Source organism: Thalassotalea sp. PP2-459, assembly GCF_001913705.1.
Taxonomy (GTDB): domain Bacteria; phylum Pseudomonadota; class Gammaproteobacteria; order Enterobacterales; family Alteromonadaceae; genus Thalassotalea_C; species Thalassotalea_C hakodatensis.
This window is the reverse complement of record NZ_MKQD01000016.1, coordinates 14,762-32,750: the sequence shown is the minus strand read 5'-3', so window position 1 is coordinate 32,750 and position 17,989 is coordinate 14,762. Positions and strand designations below refer to the sequence as shown.

Genomic DNA, 17,989 nt, shown 5'->3' with positions numbered 1-17,989 from the left:
AAACTAATACTTATGAAAATACTAACATTGTTAATGCTTTGTTTGGTTAAATAACTCAGAAAAATCTGAGTGGTCAAAGGTATAGGTGGTTAAACAATAATCGCAAGTCATGCTAACGCTGCCTTGTTCAGCCAGAATGCTTTCAATCTCTTGTTGCCCAAGTTGAGAAAGAGCCGTTAAGCACTTTTCTTTCGAACAGCTACACGTGTTAATGACTAATTGTGGTTCAAATAATCTTACTTTTTCTTGGTGATAAAGCCGATACAAAAGCGTTTGCGCGTCTAAGGTGAAAATTTCTTCATCTTTTATGGTTGAAGTAATTTGGCATAAGTGCTCGAAATCATTCATTTGTTCATCTTTGTGACCGCTGTCTGGTAATAACTGAATGAGGGAGCCGGCTATTTGGTTCGTCTCATGATTGTGAAATAACCAAATTTTTGTTGGAATTTGTTCTGATACTTCAAAATAATGGGCAATACAATCAGCAAGTGCATCATGCTCTAACGCAACCACGCCTTGATAGGCTTCGCCAACCTCTGGCCGAATAGTGATAATCATGTTCCCTTTGCCTACCAGATCGTTTAAGCCTGAACCTGTTGCCGATTCATTAACTTTAGCGATAGCTCTTATTTCTTGATTATGATTTGCGTTAACTGCAAAGTAATCTGCCGGTCCATCACCTTGTAATTGTACGGCAATTTCACCTTCAATTTTTAACGTTGCCGTGAGTAAGCTAGTAACGGCAATCAGTTCGCCCAAAAGCTTTTTAACGCCTTCAGGGTAATTATGGCCGTTTATAATATGTTGGTAAGTGGTACTTAATTGCACAAGTTCGCCACGAACATGTAAATCATCGAATAAATAGCGATTTAATTCATCAGCAGGCAAGGTCACAGTTATATCCTTTCTTTCAATTGTCTAATTTGTCTACGTTGTTTTTTATCAGGTTTGCTGTCGGTCCCTGGGTTGAGCAGTAGTCCTTGCTTACGTGCAAGCGCATTTTTTTCTCTTGTTTCAATGCTTTGCTCTGTTTCTTTATATAGGGTTTGGGCGAAGGTAGCATCTCTTCGTTTATCAGCAAGGGCGATGATAATGACTTCTTTCTCTTCGTACCCTTGGCGAATTCTTACTGTATCGCCTGTTGACACGAATTTACCCGACTTAGAACGTTGACCATTATAAAATACTTTACCGCCATCAATCATCTGCTTTGCGATGGCTCTTGTTTTGTAAAACCGTGCCGCCCAAAGCCATTTGTCGAGGCGTATATTGGTAGATTCAGAAGTATTTTTACTTTGTTTCATTTTCTTGTCATATTTGCCGAACAGAATGTCGCGCAAGTTAGCATAGGTTGTATTGTTACGCCATATCTTGCGAATAATTGTAAATAATAGTTAAAAATAAAGCAGTTTTCTTGTTCTAGCTGTTTTGCTCAAGTATCATCAACGAAGAAAAATATAAAGATTGATAACCTCAAATATGCGTATATCGACAGAACTATCGTCGCTTCAACAATTTATTCGCCAAGTGCCTCAGCAAAAAGTCGCTTTTTTTATAAGCGCGATGTTGCTTTGTTATATCGCCTATATTTTAGCACAGTTTACTTGGCAGTTATTACCATCAAATGCCCATATCAACTCAACGGTTGTTGCTAATGTAAACGATGTACAACAACAAAACGCATCATTAGATTTATCAGCACTGAAACAATTGAATTTATTTGGTACTAAAGAAGCTGCTGTAGAACAAGTGCCTGTAAAAGTGCAAGATGCACCAGAAACTAAATTACGCCTTACATTAACAGGCACTGTTGCAAGTAGCGATCAAAATACTGCTGCTGCTATTATTGAAAATAATGGTCAACAAGAAACTTACGGAATAGGCGATAAAATCTCTGGCACGCGAGCCACATTAGAATCGGTTGCCACCGATAGAGTTATTATTAAGCAGTCTGGGCGTTTAGAAACATTAATGTTAGATGGTTTTAAATACAGTAAGGTTAATAAAGCGAGAGAAAATAAAAGAGCGGAACCAATTCAGGTAGTAAGCAATCATATTAATACCGTAGATCAGCGTGAAAATGATGTTTTATCTGAAACCGCGATGCAGCTACAACAAGATATTAATACTGACCCTGGGAAAATATTTGACTACTTGAAAGTCAGCCCAAAACGACAAAATGGTGACATCATCGGGTATCAATTAATGCCGGGTAAAGAACCTGATTTCTTTAGATCTTCAGGGCTAAAATCAGGTGATATCGCGGTACAAATGAATGGTTACGATTTAACGTTACCTAGTGAAGCTGCTCAAGCAGTACAAGCATTAAAAGAAGAAACTGAGATATCGTTACTGGTAAATCGTAATGGATCATTAACAGAAATATTATTTAGTATTCAATAATGAACAATAAGGAATTATCCATGCGCAAATCGCATGCAAAAACGTGGGCAAAAAAATGGTTGATGACCTTAGCAACTGTTTGTTTTTTTAACGGCATACTCTTTAGCGCTCAATCCGCGTTTGCAGCGCAATATTCACCTAACTTCAAAGGCACTGACCTCAAAGAGTTTATAAATATTGTCGGTAAAAACCTTAAGAAAACGATGATCGTTGACCCAAATGTTCGCGGCAAAGTAAATGTTCGTAGCTACGATTTATTAACAGAAGATCAGTATTATCAATTTTTCTTAAATGTTCTTGAAGTTTATGGTTTTGCTGCCATTGAAATGGACAATAATATTGTAAAAATTATTCGTAATAAAAAAGCAAAATCTGAAGCAACACCTTTGGTTGATGATGATAACCCTGGTGTTGGGGATGAAATGGTGACACGGGTAGTAGAAGTTAAGAATGTGACTGTACGTGAGTTGTCACCATTATTAAGACAAATGTCAGATCAAGCGGGTGGCGGAACTGTTGTTAACTATGACCCTGCTAATGTGTTTATCATGACAGGGACAGCTGCAGTAGTTAACCGTTTAGCCAATATCATTAAACGTGTTGACCGAGCAGGTGATCAATACGAGCAAATAATTCGTCTAGAACATGCTTCTGCTGGCGAAATGGTACGCATCGTTGAAGCGCTTAATAAATCTAGCCAAGGGAAAGCTGGAACACCGAGCTTTTTAATCCCCAAAATCGTTGCTGATGAGCGTACCAATAGCGTTATTGTTAGTGGTGAAAAGCAAGCGCGCGAACGTGTTGCTAAACTGGTATCACGACTAGATAGCGAATTAGAGACTAACGGCAACACCCGTGTTTATTATCTTAAATATTCAAAAGCTGAAGATTTAGTAGATGTGTTAACAGGTGTTAGCGAATCAATAGAGGCGGAAGAAAACGCTACGCAAACCAATAGTCGTAATAAACAAAAGCGTAACATCAGCATTGAAGCACATTCAGATACTAATACTCTCGTGATCACCGCGCAACCAGACATGCTACGCTCATTAGAAGCGGTGATAAGACAGTTAGATGTACGCCGAGCGCAAGTACTTGTTGAAGCGATTATTGTCGAAGTATTTGAAAGTGATGGTGTTAATCTAGGTGTGCAATGGTATCACGAAAATGGTGGTGCTACACAATTTACCAATGGTACTGTACCAATCACATCAGTTGGTGCGGCGGCAGTAGCGGCAAGAGGTGAACCAGGTACCACAGTTACCACTATAGATGGCAATGGTAACCCGGTCACAACAACGAACCCTGATACCGATGGGGATTATAGTTTACTCGCGAAGTTACTAGGATCGGTTAACGGTATGATGTTTGGTTTAGTGAAAGATGATTGGGGGGCAATTGTTCAAGCGGTAAGTGCTGACACTAACTCTAATATTTTAGCAACACCAAGTATCACAACGCTAGATAACGAAGAAGCACACTTTTTAGTGGGCCAAGAAGTCCCTATTATCACGGGTTCAACAACAGGTAATAATAACAGTAATCCTTTCCAAACGGTTGAACGTCAAGAAGTGGGTATCAAATTAAAAGTGACGCCACAAGTCAACGAAGGTTCAGGTGTTCAGTTAACCATTGAACAAGAAGTTTCGTCGGTAAGCGGTTCAACAGGAGTGGATATTTCAATCAATAAACGCGAAATTAAAACGACGGTGTTAGCTGATAATGGCGCTACCGTTATTTTAGGTGGCTTAATTGATGAAGATGTACAAGAGAGTGTGCAAAAAGTACCACTGTTAGGCGATATACCTATTATTGGCCATTTGTTTAAATCAACAAATAACAGTAAACGTAAACGTAATTTAATGGTATTTCTACGCCCTACCGTGATCCGAGACGGAAAGCTGATGAACGACATCAGTAAAGAGAAATACAATTATATCCGAGCAGATGAGCTACGTAAGCGTGAAGAAGGTTTGTCGTTGATGAAAGATAAAAAATTGCCATTATTACCTAAATGGAACGATGAATTGTCATTGCCGCCAACATTTAATGAATATCAGCAAAAATCGGAAGACAAAGAAACTATTGAAGAGCGTGGACAATAACCGTTATGTCGCAAACTTCATTGGAATCATTAGTGGAAAATAACGACCCACAGTTTGAGTTAACGCCAGAGCAAAGTAATCGCTTTTTACAACTACCTTTTGGTTTTGCTAAGCGCCATAGCGTTTTAGTTGGGAAAGAAGATGACGAAGTGATTTTATATTGTTTAGACACTATTAATGAACAGGTATTATTAGAAGTAAGAAGAGTTGTTCAACGTGCGTTTAAAATGGTGTTTGTTTCTCCAGAGCAATTTGAACTTCGACTAACAAATGCTTATCAACGAGATTCATCAGAAGCGAAACAAATGATGGAAGATATTGGTAATGAAGTTGATTTATATTCTATTACTGATGAGCTCATTGAAACCGAAGACTTACTTGAAAACGAAGATGATGCGCCGATTATCAAAATGATCAACGCGATGCTGAGCGAAGCAATAAAAGAAAGTGCTTCTGATATACATATCGAAACTTTTGAACAATCGCTACAAATTCGTTTTCGTGTTGACGGTGTTTTACGTGAAGTATTAAGACCTAATCGCAAGCTCGCTTCGTTACTTGTTTCACGTATCAAAGTGATGGCGAAATTAGATATCGCAGAAAAGCGAGTGCCACAAGATGGCCGTATTTCGTTAAGAATAGCAGGGCGAGCGGTAGATGTTCGTGTATCTACAATGCCTACTGGTCATGGAGAGCGTGTAGTATTACGTTTGTTAGATAAAAACGCTGCACGGCTTGATTTACAAGACTTAGGTATGACCGATAACAATCGCGTCAAATTTTCTCAATTAATCGATAAGCCACACGGCATTATTTTAGTCACCGGGCCAACAGGTTCCGGTAAATCTACCACGTTATATGCCGGCTTAAGCCAAATTGATAGTAGGGAACGGAATGTTCTTACTGTAGAAGACCCGATTGAATATGCCATTGAAGGCATAGGTCAAACACAGGTAAATACGAAAGTTGATATGACCTTTGCTAGAGGGTTACGTGCGATTTTAAGGCAAGATCCTGACGTAGTAATGGTGGGTGAAATTCGAGATTTAGAAACCGCCCAAATTGGTGTACAAGCAAGTTTAACCGGTCATCTTGTGCTTTCAACGTTACACACTAACACCGCAGCAGGTGCAATTACTCGAATGGAAGATATGGGCGTTGAATCATTTTTGCTATCGTCAAGTTTATTAGGCGTACTTGCACAACGTCTTGTTAGAACGCTTTGTCCTCATTGTAAAGAAGCGCATTTAGCTGACGAAGAAGAATTAAATTTACTTGGCTTATCAGCAAATACACAGCAGCATATTTATCGTGCTACCGGTTGTAACGAATGTAACTTTAAAGGTTATAAAGGTCGAACAGGTATTCATGAGTTGCTTTTAGTTGATGATAAAGTGCGTGAACTCATACACAACGGTAAAGGTGAGCAAGATATAGAACGCTCTGTTCGACAACATACACCAAGTATTCGCCGTGACGGCTTTGACAAAGTACTGGAAGGTATCACAACGCTTGAAGAAGTGTTACGTGTGACAAAGGAAGATTAAGTAAAAACATATGGCGGCATTTGAATATCAAGCAGTAGACCGAAATGGTAAACTTAAAAAAGGTATTATCGAGGGTGATACTGCTCGTCATGTTCGGTCTTTGTTAAGAGATCAGGGCTTAATGCCTACTGAAGTAACAACAAGTTTAAAAAAAAATAAGCAGCAAAGCACAAAAAGCTCATTTACCCGCAGTAAGAAAATATCAGCAAGTGAATTAGCTATTTTAACGAGACAACTTGCAACACTTGTTGAATCTGGTTTACCGCTAGAAGAGGCGTTATTAGCGGTAGCCGAACAGTCAGAAAAAGATGTCACTAAAAGTATGGTGATGGCGGTACGTACAAAAGTTACTGAAGGCTATAGCTTAGCTGAAAGTATGGCGGAATATCCTCAGGTTTTTAATTATCTCTTTCGTGCTATGGTCGCGGCAGGCGAAAAGTCGGGCTATTTAGATAAAGTACTCAATCGTTTAGCGGATTATACTGAACAACGTCAACAACTACGTTCACAAATGATCCAAGCGTTGGTTTACCCGGCAATAATGACTGTAGTTGCCATTGGCGTTATTGTTGTACTCTTGACGTCAGTTGTACCGCAAATAGTCAGCCAATTTGACGATGTTGGTGCTAACTTACCGCAAACAACTCAGTTTTTAATCGCGACAAGTGAATTTTTGCAGAACTTTGGTTTCTACTTATTTGTGGTGTTTATTTTTTTGATATTACTCGCTATACAGTTAATGAAGCGAGCTGATATCAAATATAAAGTACATAAAAAGCTGCTTAGTCTACCCGGTATTGGTAAGGTGGCGCGTGGCGTAAACACCGCTCGCTTTGCTCGTACACTTAGCATATTAACTGCTAGTGCAGTTCCCTTATTGGAAAGTATGAGCATTGCAGGCGAAGTACTGGGAAATGTTTACATTAAAGATAAAGTGAAACAAGCCGCGGTCAAAGTAAGAGAAGGTAGTAGCTTGCGTTTATCATTAGAACAAACTCAGTTATTTCCGCCGATGATGCTACATATGATCGCCAGCGGTGAAAAAAGTGGTCAGCTTGAACATATGCTTGGCCGAGCTGCTGATAATCAAGACAGAGAGTTTGAATCCTTGATCAATATCTCATTGAAAGCGTTTGAGCCGGCGATAATGGTGACAATGGCGGGAATCGTACTTTTTATTGTGATGGCGATACTGCAACCTATTTTGAAAATGAACACATTAATTGGCATTTAGTTAAATTTAAGAAGGAATTCTCATGAAAAAAGTTTCAGGTTTCACGTTATTAGAGGTCATGATTGTATTAGTGATCATCGGTATTATTGCCAGCATGGTGGTGCCTAACTTAATGGGAAGTCAAGATACTGCCAGGTCACAAAAGGCGGTTATTGATATTGGCTCTTTAGAGTCAGCCTTAGCGTTATATCGTTCACAAAATTATGATTATCCAACAACAGAGCAAGGGCTTGAAGCACTCGTTGAACAAACGACTATTGAACCTGTTCCTCGTAGGTTCCAAGAAGGTGGTTATATCAAGCGTCTACCACAAGATCCGTGGGGTAATGATTATCAACTATTAAATCCAGGTGAACATGGCAAGATGGATTTATTTTCTATGGGACCAGATGGTGAAGCAGCTACTGATGATGATATTGGTAACTGGAACCTTGCAGACTACCAATAATGACTTAAGCCTTTAATATTATGTTAGTACAGCAGCGCTCTTCTCAAATTAAAGGCTTTACCTTAATTGAAATATTAATGGTTATTGTGGTGATTGGCTTTATGGTTGCTGCAGTACAACTTAACTTCTTTTCGAATAAATCTGAACAACAAGTAACAGAAGAAGCTACAAGGTTTGCCGGTATGTTTAATTTAGCCGCAGATTTTGGCCTATTAAATAATATTGAGATAGGGTTATATGTTGAAGAAAACAGCTATCAATTTCTCGGTTACGATGGTTCTCGGTGGACGAACCTTCCAAATGAAAAAACATTTGAGCGTTACACTTTAGCCGATGATATCACTATATCCTTATCGTTTGATGGCTTAGCGCCAGAAGAAAATACGCTTGTCGATCGTGAATTATTCATCCCTGATGAAGAGCAAGTGTCAGCAATGGAAGATGCACTTGAAAAAGAACAAAAACTAATTATCCCGCAGGTGTATTTATTAACGGGTGGTGAAATTACTCCTTTTAAAGCAACTTTTGCTACAACAGAGCAAAATAGTGAAACATTCAGCATCAATGTGATAGGCAAATTTTACACGCCTGTTGCTCTTGAACAGCAAGAACAGGTGCAAAACAACTAATGACTAATGGTTTGTTGATGCGCACAAAACTGAAAATAACAGGCTTTACCTTAATTGAGGTGCTGCTGGCTTTGTCAGTGTTTGCACTTGCAGGAGTCGCGTTATTAAGTACGTCGGATACGCATTTTTCAAGTTTAAATCATATCGAAAATAATATGCTGGCTCAGTGGGTAGCTTCTAACCAGTTGGTGGAAGCTACATTAGATGAGCAATGGCCACCGAAGAACAAAAAAGGCAACGTTGATTTAGCTGGTAGACAATGGCATTGGCAACAAAAAGTTGTTGCGACAGCAGACAAGGAAATGCGTAGCATTACCATTGAAGTACGTAGCGATGAAGAAGATACGTCGGCAGTAGCGAGCTTGACAACATACGTTGCTAAGGAAAACCGTTAATGAAACAACGTGGCCTTGGTGGTTTTACTTTAATTGAAGTGTTATTAGCGACAGCAATTTTTGCGGTAATTAGTATTGCTAGTTTTAGTATCTTAGATGGCGTGCTTCGCACAAAAGAAGGTGCGGAGCAAAAGCAAAATAGGCTTAATGAAATACAACGGGCATGGCTCATCATCGAACGAGATTTATTGCAAATTGCTAGGCGTTCAGTTCGCGTTGAAGGTGAAGCGCCACAAACAGGCTTTTTTTATGTTGATAATGGCGATCTGATGTTAAGTGAACAGGCAATTGCATTTGTTCGAGGTGGCTGGAGCAACCCTAATTTAATCTTACCTCGCTCAGACATGCAACCTATTGCTTATCGTATTCAAGAGAATACATTAGAGCGTATGCATTTTAATTTTGTTGATCCTGTGATTGGTGAAGAGCCCATCATCAGACCCCTTATTAAAGACGTAACAGATTTTAAAGTGCAGTTTTTTGTTGATAAAAAGTGGCGAGAAAGCTTAACTGAAAACCAATGGCCTGAGGCTATCGCACTTATTATCGACACGGAAGATTTAGGCGAATTAACACGCAAATTTCTCATAATTGCTGAACCCTTTAACAATGACAGTAATGCAACAACAGGTACCGAAAACGGACAAGCAGTCATTGATGGTCCTCAAAGGGCTGCTCAATGAAGTTAAACAAAGGTATTGCTCTGATCACTGTAATGTTGGTGGTAGCACTCGCTGCGACCATAGCCACGCACATGCTGGCTAAAGTACAGATTGCAGTAAAAAAATCTACCAATGTAAGTTTTAATCAACAAGCTTATTGGTATGCAATGGGGGCAGAAGCTTTTGCTAAAAGAGTATTAAAAACCAGCTTTGAAGAGTCTCCAGATAAAACAACGTTAGCGCAAATTTGGGCACAAGAAGAAAGTACTTATCCTGTTGATTACGGTGAAATTACTGGAGAAATTTCAGATTTACAGGCCTGTTTAAATTTAAACGCGCTTCGAGTAACAGAAAACACTTCGCGTGAAAAAACTCCAGCGCGTGCAGCATTTGAAGCGCTGATTATTGCGTTGAATATTGAAGGGGTTGATGTGTTTTCTGCGGAATATATGGCAGATGCGCTATCAGATTGGTTAGACAGTGATACCAGTATTGTTAGTGCTGGTGGTGCAGAAGATAACGATTATTCGGCAAAAGAATTTCCGTATTTACCAGCGAATTATTATCTTGCCAGCGTGAATGAATTGCGAGTTATAGAGCACTTTACTAAAGAGGTTATCACTGCCGTAAAGCCTTATGTTTGTGTAATACCTAATACCAATTTACACCAAATTAATATTAATACTGTATCAGCTGAACAACCCGAGCTATTGCAAGCTTTGCTCGACATTTCGAAAAGTGAAGCTCAACAGATTTTATCGGCAAGAGATATTAATGGCTTTGACAATATTGATGCTTTTTTCAATTTACCTGAAGTGAATAAATTAAAGATAACCGAAGCACAGAAACAACAGTTTGTAGTTGACAGCCAATACTTTACACTAAGAGCTGTAGCAACATTTAACCAAAGTTACTTTTATCTACAATCAATGATGCAAGTAAATGAAGACAATCAAATAAACGTGATTAGTCGCACGATAGGACGTGATTGATGGCAGAACAATTAATAATACGACTTGCGAGCCAAGATACCGACAAAGTGCATTGGTTGGTTTGGTCGAAGTCTGAAGAACATATTATTGCAAGCGGTGAACTTGCAACTATTTCTCATTTAAGTGAGTTAAGCACAAAAGCAGCGCACCGAGAAGTCGTCGTGATATTACCCAGTAGCGATGTAACACTTAAACTACTGAATGTGCCGGCGAAATCGAAAAAAGCAGTGCAACTTGCTGCGCCTTTCGTGATAGAGGATGATGTTGCGCAAGATGTTGATTCATTGTTTTTTGCTTATGCAAACTTTTCTACAGCAGAAGGAAATTGTCCATTAGCATTCGTAGAAAAATATAAAATGACCCATTGGCTAGCGCAGTTAGCTACCGCCTCTATCCAGGCTGATTTTGTGATTCCCGAAGTGTTAGCAATGCCTCCAGCTGATGAAAGATGGCAAATGATTGCAATAGATAATCAAGTGATCATTAGAAAGGGACAATGGCAAGGTTGCACCCTTGATGAGTCGTTATGGCCACACATGCTTGGTATTTGGTTAAATGCAGATGATGATATTGCTATTGATGCTTTTTCTCCCATAGCACATCAAGCGGATAATATAGACATTAATTATCTTCCAGAAGAGTTGCCGTTAGCATTAATGGCGCAGCATTTGGATACGCGAAGTTTTACCATGCTGCAAGGAGAATATGCTGCTAAGAAAGAGCGCTCTTCATTGGCTAAAACATGGGGGTTGGTAGCGGGTATAGCATTACTGGCGTTAGTGTTGAATATCGCAGGCAAAGCGATCACTTTAATGCAGTTTAACTCACAGATTGCAGCAGTAGAAACAAAAGTTATTGAACGTTACAAACACGCTTTCCCTCAAACACAACGTGTACGTATTGCCACGGTGAAGTCGCAATTACGCAGACAGCTTTCAACTATTCAAGGCGTTGACAACAACGGCGACTTTCTCGCATTGTTGATGAAACTTCAACCAGTATTTGCACAAGTGCCTACATTAAAGCCTGAAAACTTGAGGTATGACGGAAAACGCAAAGAGTTACGTATGCAAGCAACGGCAAAAGGCTATCAAGACTTTGAAAAATTTAATACTGCTTTAGCACCTAACTTTACGGTTTCACAAGGTGCGTTAAATAATCAAGGAACCACGGTTACAGGTGCTATTAGCATTAAAGCAAAAAGCGGAGGAAACTCATGAAAGATTGGTGGGTGAATTTACAACTAAGAGAGCAACGGCTTGTTGCAGCCTTAGGTTCTGTTTTTTGTGTTTTTGTTTTTTATCAATTAGTGTGGCAACCCTTAACGAATGGTGTGAGCAAAGCTGAGCAAAAACTTGAACGTCAACAGGCCCTGCTATCTTGGGTTGAAGAAGAAACTGATCGTCTTGCACAATACCAACAAACAAAGCCGGCGAGTGCAAATAATGCCAGTTTAGCCAGTATTGTTAATCGTAGCGCTCAACAAGCACAAATAGTAATCGCTCGGTTACAGCCACAATCAGATGGTGTACTGGTTTGGGTTGATAACATTAACTTTAATGAATTATTAACGTGGTTGGCACGTTTATCGAAAGACCATGGTGTGAAAGTGATCAATATAGATATTAGCCAAGACAGTGTTTCAGGAAGTGTAACGGTCAAACGTTTACAGTTGGGAAGGTGATAGTGAAAAAATGGTTAACTCTAGGAGTAGGTTTAATTACTCTTTATTTATGTTTTTTGTTGGTAAAACTTCCTGCAGCATTTGTTGCTAACTGGGTGACTTTACCACCATATATCTCTGTGACTGGTATACAGGGCACTATTTGGCAGCCACAAATCGAGAGTGTTACTATTAATGGCACGCGAATAGAAAAAATTAACCTTCATGTAGATTTGCTCTCATTACTTAGCTTTAACCCTAAAATTAATGCGACGTTTGGCGATCCTAATTTGAGTCCAATAGATGGCTTTGCTTCAGCATCAGGTTTATTTTCACAACCAATTATTTCCCATGTTGAAGTGAATTTACCAGCGGCACTAATTGCAAAACAAATTCCAACACCAGTAGAAGTATTAGCCCATCGTCACATCAAAATAAAGATAGAAAAATTTCAAGCGGCTAAACCAGTATGTCAGCAGCTGACGGGGAATGTATCTTGGCCCAATGCTGCTGTGACCGTATTATCGCAGAAAGTAGCGTTAGCTGATTTAACCGGTGAGCTGAGTTGCCAGCAAGGTGAAGCTGTATTGAATGTTAACGGTGATAACGATATAGGGTTAACCTTTACGGTAAATATTGGTGCAAATGGCTATGCTTATGGCAATGGGTATATAACTCCCACCAGTAAAACGCCCAAAGCGATCATGCAAGTTTTACCTATGGTAAGTAAAAAAGATAGCCAAGGACGTTTTCCACTACGCTTTTAATTGTTAACGAACTACCGGAGTATCGTAAATATCGCTAAGCATGGTGCGATAGTCAGTTACGGCGGGAAATTCAACAATGTTTTTGACGGGTTGTTTGCTATCGGGATTTGCCACCGCGAGTATATGTTTAATTCCAAATGTTTGTGCTGACATGAGTATCGGTAAGCTGTCATCAACAAATAACGTGGTATTTACATCAAAGTGTTGTTTAGCTTGTAATTTTTGCCATAAAGATTGTGATTCTTTAGTGACACCAAATTCATGTGTTGAATATAGCGTATCAAAGTATCTGTCTAGTTGCGTACGCTCTATTTTAAGGGCAAGGCTATCAGGATGAGCGTTCGTTACTAATATAACTTCTCGACCCGTTTGTTTAAGTGCAGTAAGAAAGTCGTGTGCATCTTCACGAAGGTTAATCAAATGCTGAACTTCGCGTTTTAATTCACTGATTGGCATATTGGTTTGCTCTGCCCAATAGTCAATGCAATACCAAGAAAGCGTTCCTGATACTCTTTCGTAATGAGCTAGCATCGAATTTTTTGCTTCTTCTACACTAATATTTTGTTGTTCACTGATGCGTTTAGGCAAATGTGTTAACCAAAAATGGTTGTCATAGTGCAGATCTAATATCGTCCCGTCCATATCTAACAACACAGTAGATATTTTTGACCAATCTATCATAGATTTTTCCTAGTAAAACACTTTATCATAGGAGTATATCGAATCTTGTAGGGTCATTGCCAAATAATAACGGCAACTCTGGTGATAATGTCAAAAAATAAACAACTGCCAAACATTAATAAACGTACGTCAATCGCCAAAAGTTTACTCTTTTCTATAGAGCAGTTAGAACTGACCTTTAGTAACGGAGCAGAAAGAGTTTATGAACGAATGGAAGGTGCTGGGCGAGGCTCAGTGATGATAGTGTCACTGACTAAAGATAACTGTTTATTATTAGTTAAAGAATATTGTGCCGGCACTCACAGCTATGAACTTGGTTTTCCAAAGGGGTTAATTGATCCGGGTGAAACAGCCATAGAAGCTGCTAATCGTGAATTAAAAGAAGAAGTGGGGTTTGGCGCTAAGCAGTTGATACCTTTGCATACCGTTGCAATGGCACCGGCTTTCTTTGGCGGTACGATGGAAATATTTATTGCTAAAGACTTATATCCGCAAACGTTACCTGGTGATGAACCCGAACCGATGGAATTAATACATTGGCCTGTTGACGATTATGGTAATTTACTCGCACGTGAAGATTTCAATGAGGCTCGTAGTATTGCGGCACTCATGTTACTCGTTGATAAATTAAGGAATGGTGGATGAATTTAGAATCACTATTAGCAATTGCCATTGATAGTAGCAAAAAAGCTGGAGTAGAAGTGCTTAAACATTATACTCGAGGTGATTTCACTGCCGAAATGAAAAAAGATAATAGCCCAGTAACAAGTGCCGATATTGCAGCGAATGATGTACTGATGGCTGAACTATCAAGATTAACACCTAACATTCCTATCATCTCTGAAGAAGTTGGCGCATTACCTTTTGATAAACGTAAAGGCTGGAACCGTTATTGGTTGCTTGATCCGATTGATGGTACGGGTGAATTTATTATCGGAAGTGGTGACTTTGCAGTAAATGTTGCTCTTATTGAACAAGGTAAACCTGTTATCGGTGTTATTCACGCGCCCGATCACCGAATGACTTATTTTGGGCAAAAAGGGGCGGGTGCTTATAAAGAACAGGTAAAGGGTACTGAAAAAATTAATGTGGCACGATACGATGATGAGCGTGAAATCAAAGTGGCGGTAAGTCGTCGACAAAAATTAAATGTCATGGGGCAATATCTACGCGATGACTTTTCATACCAACATATTGCATTGGGAAGTTGCTCATTAAAAAATTGTTTGATAGCTGAAGGTGGTGCAGACTGTTACTTAAGAATTGGCCCAACAGGTGAATGGGATACAGGAGCCAGCCAATGTATTTTAGAGCAAGCGGGTGGTACTATTCTTGATAGTGAATTTAACCCCTTGTCTTATAACAGACGAGATAGCTTGTTAAATCCTGACTTCATCTCATTGGGGTCGAACGACATTCCATGGCAAGATGTGATTATTCCACATCAAGCACGCCGATAATTTACCAAGAAGGATTTATGTATATGAAAAAAATAATTACCGTATTAGCGAGTTTACTGATGTTTCCCGCGATGGCTAATTGGCAGCTAAATACTGATGAATCATCGTTAGTTTTTACGTCGATTAAAAAAGAACATATTGCTGAAAATCACACATTTAGCGCACTGACTGCCAAAATTTCAAATAAAGGTGATGTTGAGTTAACTATTGATCTCGCGAGCGTCAATACCAATATACCGATACGTGATCAACGTATGGGAGAGCATTTATTTGCGACGAAAATGTTTCCCAAGGCAACGTTTACTAGCAAAATATCGCCTGAATTTCTCTCGAAGCTGAAAATGGGCGAGATCAAACCGTTAACCTTAACAGGTGAAATGACGTTACATGATAATAAACAAACTATTAATGCACAGGTGAATGTTAGCCGTTTAGCGAAAAATAAAGTTGTGGTCACAAGCGTAGCGCCTATTTTGATTAAAGCGCAAGATTTTGCCCTTGTAAAAGGCATTAATAAATTGCAAGAATTAGCAGGCTTACCAAGTATAAGTCATACTGTACCGGTTGTATTTACCTTAAGCTTTACTCGATAGGTCAAACTTGGGGATTAGTGATGGATGGTATTGACGTGTCTAACTAATCCCAGCTAGCGATTTAATAATCATCGGATGAAGAAGGTACCTGATTAAACTGTTTTGCCGGTAAAATGTTAACGTTCTGGTGTAGTTCAGAATAAACCAAAACGGCTCTTCCTTGTTGAAGCTGCATTTTTACCATCGCTATTTTTTCCAGCATACTTGCTTCTTGCTCACCATAATCAGTGCCTTCACGTAGGATGAATGCTTCAATGATATTATTAAGTGTGTCTGAGTCGATAGCATCTAAAGGAATGATCATAAATGTGTTAATTAATGACTAGGCACAGTAGTGTAACTGAATTGGCCTATTATACCCAAATAGTTATAACAACGGATACTATGCCACTGTGTGTTAAATAAATGATCACTTTGAAGGTAAGAACGGCATTTAAACCAATTGGTTTATCAGTAACCCTTTACGTGTTTCTTCATCTTTTTTATTGAGTACTGCGGCTTGTAGTTGGCTATCAACTTGCTGTTGCTCACTACTCGTTTGCCCATAGTCGGTATCTTCAATACGAGATCTGGCTGCACTTACATTAACTTGTGTCGCTTCGTACGTGCTAACTTGCGCGGCTAGAGTACTATTTTCAGCCCCTAAGGTTGTGGCATTGTCAGAAATGGTAGCTAAAGCTGATTCTATTGATTGTTGCGTCGCTTGCGGGTTGTTTGCGTCTAAACCGGAGACAAAGTTGCCATTACCTAATGCTTTATCAGCAAGGGTATTAATTTGTTCTGTTAACTGATCGAGCTCACCTTGAATCGCGTTATTATCAGATAAAGGATTACCAGATTGAATCGATAACACATTCGCACGTTGTAAACTTTCAGTAATTGAAGATAGTTGACCGGTTTGCACATTATTGAGGTTAACTTGATCTTGCGCATTAACGCTGAGTTGTTGATAGTTGTTTAATTGCGAGGTCAGTCGACTACTAATTTGTAAGCCAGCGGCATCATCGGCAGCACTAGTTATGCGTTTACCTGAGGCTAACTTTTCGCTTTTTTCTTCACGCTCTTGTTGTGTGCGCTCAATAATACTCAACGCATTAGATGTATTGTTAACTGATAGTTCCATCACAATAACCTTTTCTAGAATGTGTTTCGTTCATCACAATAATACTGGAACAGTATAGCAAAGGCAGCGTTATATTGCCTATTTTACGCACAATAAACTGGCATGTGATGCCCTGAAAGAACAGCATAAAAAAAGAGAATGTTTCTGGTGAGTTACGCTTTGTTTGCAATTATCTAATTATTTTGTTCAATATTTTTTATGAAAAAATAGACATAAAAGCCACAAATGCCGAGTACCACACCTAAGCCAATAATTGAAATGTAGACAATAGGGTCATTAAATAACATGGTAAAAAAGTTCATCACGTGTTCCTTAACTAAAATAACGATTTCAACGCTATTTTAAATTAATGGAAAAAGCATGTTATGACGTAGATCAAATAATAGGCGTGTGTCACCTACAAATTATTAATGTGTAGGTGACATAGTCATGAATGAGTTAGTTAAACAGCTGGTTACTTGCTTCACGTGCTTTTACTTTGAGCTCTTGTTGCTCAACTAGGTTCGCGTATAGTGCTTCTGCTTTTTCTCTGGTTTCTTGAATTTGCTTAACGCTGAGTTTATGTTCGTCTATATCTCGGCTTTTTTGTGCAGGAACATAACCACTTTTAGCTGCTATATAGTTCCAAAGGTACGATTGTTCTAAGCTTTGTTCTACACCATCACCTTCAAAATATAAGCCGGCTAAATTAAACTGAGCGAGCACATAGTTTTGCCGCGCTGCTTTTTTATACCACTGGGCAGCTTGATAGAAATCTTTATTAACACCGGTTCCGTTAGCGTACATTACGCCAACATTAAATTGCGCGCTAGGGATGTCTTTTTTAGCGGCTTTTTCCATCAGTTGAAATGCCTTCTTTAGATCTTTTTCGACTACTTCACCTTCGGAATAAATTACCGATAGTGAAAAAAGCGCATCCGCATAGTTTTGCTCTGCGGCCATTGACATTAATTCGAGTGCTTTTTCTTTGTTTTTTGGTAATCCCCAACCGTTTTGATAAATCAATGCCATCTGATATTGTGCTGGTGCGTAACCTGTTTCCACCAAAGGTTTAAACTCTTCCATTGCGCGTTTAAATTCGCCGCGGTTCAATTCGAAAATACCTTTTTCTAAATCTGCTGAGTTGGCACTAAAGCTTGTACTACAAGCAATTATCATGACTGTGACTAATGACATAAATTTTTTCATAGAACATCCTTTCTGGTTTGTTATTATTCAGAGCGTGTTTAACTTGAGCGGAAATGTAACAGCAAGGCTCAACGTACTCTAGTAAGTGTAGCAATGTAT

Annotated in this window: 22 protein-coding genes; 15 read left to right on the top strand and 7 right to left on the bottom strand. The window is 39.1% G+C overall.

All coding sequences use genetic code 11. The annotated features are described in order from the left end of the window. Positions 1-30: 30 nt before the first annotated feature. Together hslO and hslR are read right to left on the bottom strand one after the other, a co-directional pair. Entirely contained in the window at positions 31-888 is an 858-nt protein-coding gene (hslO, locus tag BI291_RS02500; RefSeq protein ID WP_074496220.1) for an Hsp33 family molecular chaperone HslO, read from the bottom strand. A gap of 8 nt (positions 889-896) precedes the next feature. After that, positions 897-1,304, bottom strand: a complete 408-nt coding sequence (gene hslR / locus BI291_RS02495; RefSeq protein ID WP_074496170.1) for a ribosome-associated heat shock protein Hsp15 — start codon at positions 1,302-1,304, stop codon at positions 897-899. Positions 1,305-1,479: 175 nt separating this feature from the next. Between hslR and gspC the strand changes: the two genes are divergently transcribed. The 12 genes from gspC (at position 1,480) to BI291_RS02435 (ending at position 12,845) form a co-directional block, all read left to right on the top strand. Then, positions 1,480-2,403, top strand: a complete 924-nt coding sequence (gspC, locus tag BI291_RS02490) for a type II secretion system protein GspC (RefSeq protein WP_074496169.1) — start codon at positions 1,480-1,482, stop codon at positions 2,401-2,403. 62 nt (positions 2,404-2,465) lie between these two features. Next, positions 2,466-4,508: a type II secretion system secretin GspD gene (gene gspD, locus BI291_RS02485; RefSeq protein WP_074496219.1), complete on the top strand. Its 2,043-nt coding sequence runs from the start codon at positions 2,466-2,468 to the stop codon at positions 4,506-4,508. Between the two features lie 5 nt (positions 4,509-4,513). Further along, positions 4,514-6,055, top strand: coding sequence for a type II secretion system ATPase GspE (gene gspE, locus BI291_RS02480; RefSeq protein ID WP_074496168.1), 1,542 nt, complete (start codon positions 4,514-4,516; stop codon positions 6,053-6,055). Positions 6,056-6,065: 10 nt separating this feature from the next. Further along, on the top strand, positions 6,066-7,289 hold the full coding sequence (gene gspF / locus BI291_RS02475; protein ID WP_074496166.1) for a type II secretion system inner membrane protein GspF: 1,224 nt from the start codon (positions 6,066-6,068) through the stop codon (positions 7,287-7,289). Positions 7,290-7,311: 22 nt separating this feature from the next. Then, on the top strand, positions 7,312-7,737 hold the full coding sequence (gene gspG, locus BI291_RS02470) for a type II secretion system major pseudopilin GspG (RefSeq protein ID WP_074496164.1): 426 nt from the start codon (positions 7,312-7,314) through the stop codon (positions 7,735-7,737). A gap of 20 nt (positions 7,738-7,757) precedes the next feature. Continuing rightward, entirely contained in the window at positions 7,758-8,366 is a 609-nt protein-coding gene (gene gspH / locus BI291_RS02465; RefSeq protein ID WP_074496162.1) for a type II secretion system minor pseudopilin GspH, read from the top strand. A gap of 17 nt (positions 8,367-8,383) precedes the next feature. Then, entirely contained in the window at positions 8,384-8,761 is a 378-nt protein-coding gene (gene gspI, locus BI291_RS02460; protein WP_074496218.1) for a type II secretion system minor pseudopilin GspI, read from the top strand. Next, a complete protein-coding gene (gene gspJ, locus BI291_RS02455) occupies positions 8,761-9,444 on the top strand; it encodes a type II secretion system minor pseudopilin GspJ (protein WP_074496160.1) in 684 nt (227 codons plus the stop codon). Before gspI ends, gspJ begins: the two co-directional genes overlap by 1 nt. Further along, positions 9,441-10,415 (top strand): type II secretion system minor pseudopilin GspK, encoded by a 975-nt coding sequence (gene gspK, locus BI291_RS02450; protein WP_074496158.1) that lies wholly within the window; start codon positions 9,441-9,443, stop codon positions 10,413-10,415. Before gspJ ends, gspK begins: the two co-directional genes overlap by 4 nt. Further along, entirely contained in the window at positions 10,415-11,635 is a 1,221-nt protein-coding gene (gspL, locus tag BI291_RS02445) for a type II secretion system protein GspL (protein WP_074496156.1), read from the top strand. Before gspK ends, gspL begins: the two co-directional genes overlap by 1 nt. Continuing rightward, positions 11,632-12,099: a type II secretion system protein GspM gene (gspM, locus tag BI291_RS02440; protein ID WP_074496154.1), complete on the top strand. Its 468-nt coding sequence runs from the start codon at positions 11,632-11,634 to the stop codon at positions 12,097-12,099. Before gspL ends, gspM begins: the two co-directional genes overlap by 4 nt. A gap of 2 nt (positions 12,100-12,101) precedes the next feature. After that, on the top strand, positions 12,102-12,845 hold the full coding sequence (locus BI291_RS02435; RefSeq protein ID WP_074496152.1) for a type II secretion system protein N: 744 nt from the start codon (positions 12,102-12,104) through the stop codon (positions 12,843-12,845). 3 nt (positions 12,846-12,848) lie between these two features. Here the strand turns inward: BI291_RS02435 and yrfG are convergent, their stop codons facing one another. Further along, a complete protein-coding gene (yrfG, locus tag BI291_RS02430) occupies positions 12,849-13,526 on the bottom strand; it encodes a GMP/IMP nucleotidase (RefSeq protein WP_074496150.1) in 678 nt (225 codons plus the stop codon). Positions 13,527-13,613: 87 nt separating this feature from the next. On the opposite strand from yrfG, the gene nudE reads away from it, so the two are divergent. Genes nudE through BI291_RS02415 form a run of 3 tightly spaced genes read left to right on the top strand, consistent with a single transcriptional unit; the run spans position 13,614 to position 15,579 of the window. Beyond that, on the top strand, positions 13,614-14,171 hold the full coding sequence (gene nudE, locus BI291_RS02425; RefSeq protein WP_074496148.1) for an ADP compounds hydrolase NudE: 558 nt from the start codon (positions 13,614-13,616) through the stop codon (positions 14,169-14,171). After that, on the top strand, positions 14,168-14,986 hold the full coding sequence (gene cysQ / locus BI291_RS02420) for a 3'(2'),5'-bisphosphate nucleotidase CysQ (protein WP_074496146.1): 819 nt from the start codon (positions 14,168-14,170) through the stop codon (positions 14,984-14,986). The genes nudE and cysQ overlap by 4 nt, the downstream gene beginning before the upstream one ends. Before the next feature lie 23 nt (positions 14,987-15,009). Beyond that, complete coding sequence (locus tag BI291_RS02415; protein WP_074496143.1) at positions 15,010-15,579, top strand: YceI family protein; 570 nt, start codon at positions 15,010-15,012, stop codon at positions 15,577-15,579. A 61-nt stretch (positions 15,580-15,640) separates the two neighbouring features. On the opposite strand, the gene BI291_RS02410 is transcribed toward BI291_RS02415, so the two are convergent. The 4 genes from BI291_RS02410 to BI291_RS02400 form a co-directional block, all read right to left on the bottom strand. Continuing rightward, complete coding sequence (locus BI291_RS02410) at positions 15,641-15,883, bottom strand: YheU family protein (protein ID WP_074496141.1); 243 nt, start codon at positions 15,881-15,883, stop codon at positions 15,641-15,643. 129 nt (positions 15,884-16,012) lie between these two features. Further along, positions 16,013-16,702 (bottom strand): flagellin, encoded by a 690-nt coding sequence (locus BI291_RS02405; RefSeq protein WP_074496139.1) that lies wholly within the window; start codon positions 16,700-16,702, stop codon positions 16,013-16,015. 173 nt (positions 16,703-16,875) lie between these two features. After that, positions 16,876-17,004 carry a DUF3149 domain-containing protein gene (locus tag BI291_RS18290; RefSeq protein WP_139302535.1) on the bottom strand — a complete coding sequence of 43 codons (129 nt, stop codon included), beginning with the start codon at positions 17,002-17,004 and terminating at the stop codon, positions 16,876-16,878. Positions 17,005-17,140: 136 nt separating this feature from the next. After that, positions 17,141-17,890 carry a tetratricopeptide repeat protein gene (locus BI291_RS02400; protein ID WP_074496137.1) on the bottom strand — a complete coding sequence of 250 codons (750 nt, stop codon included), beginning with the start codon at positions 17,888-17,890 and terminating at the stop codon, positions 17,141-17,143. Positions 17,891-17,989: the final 99 nt, after the last annotated feature.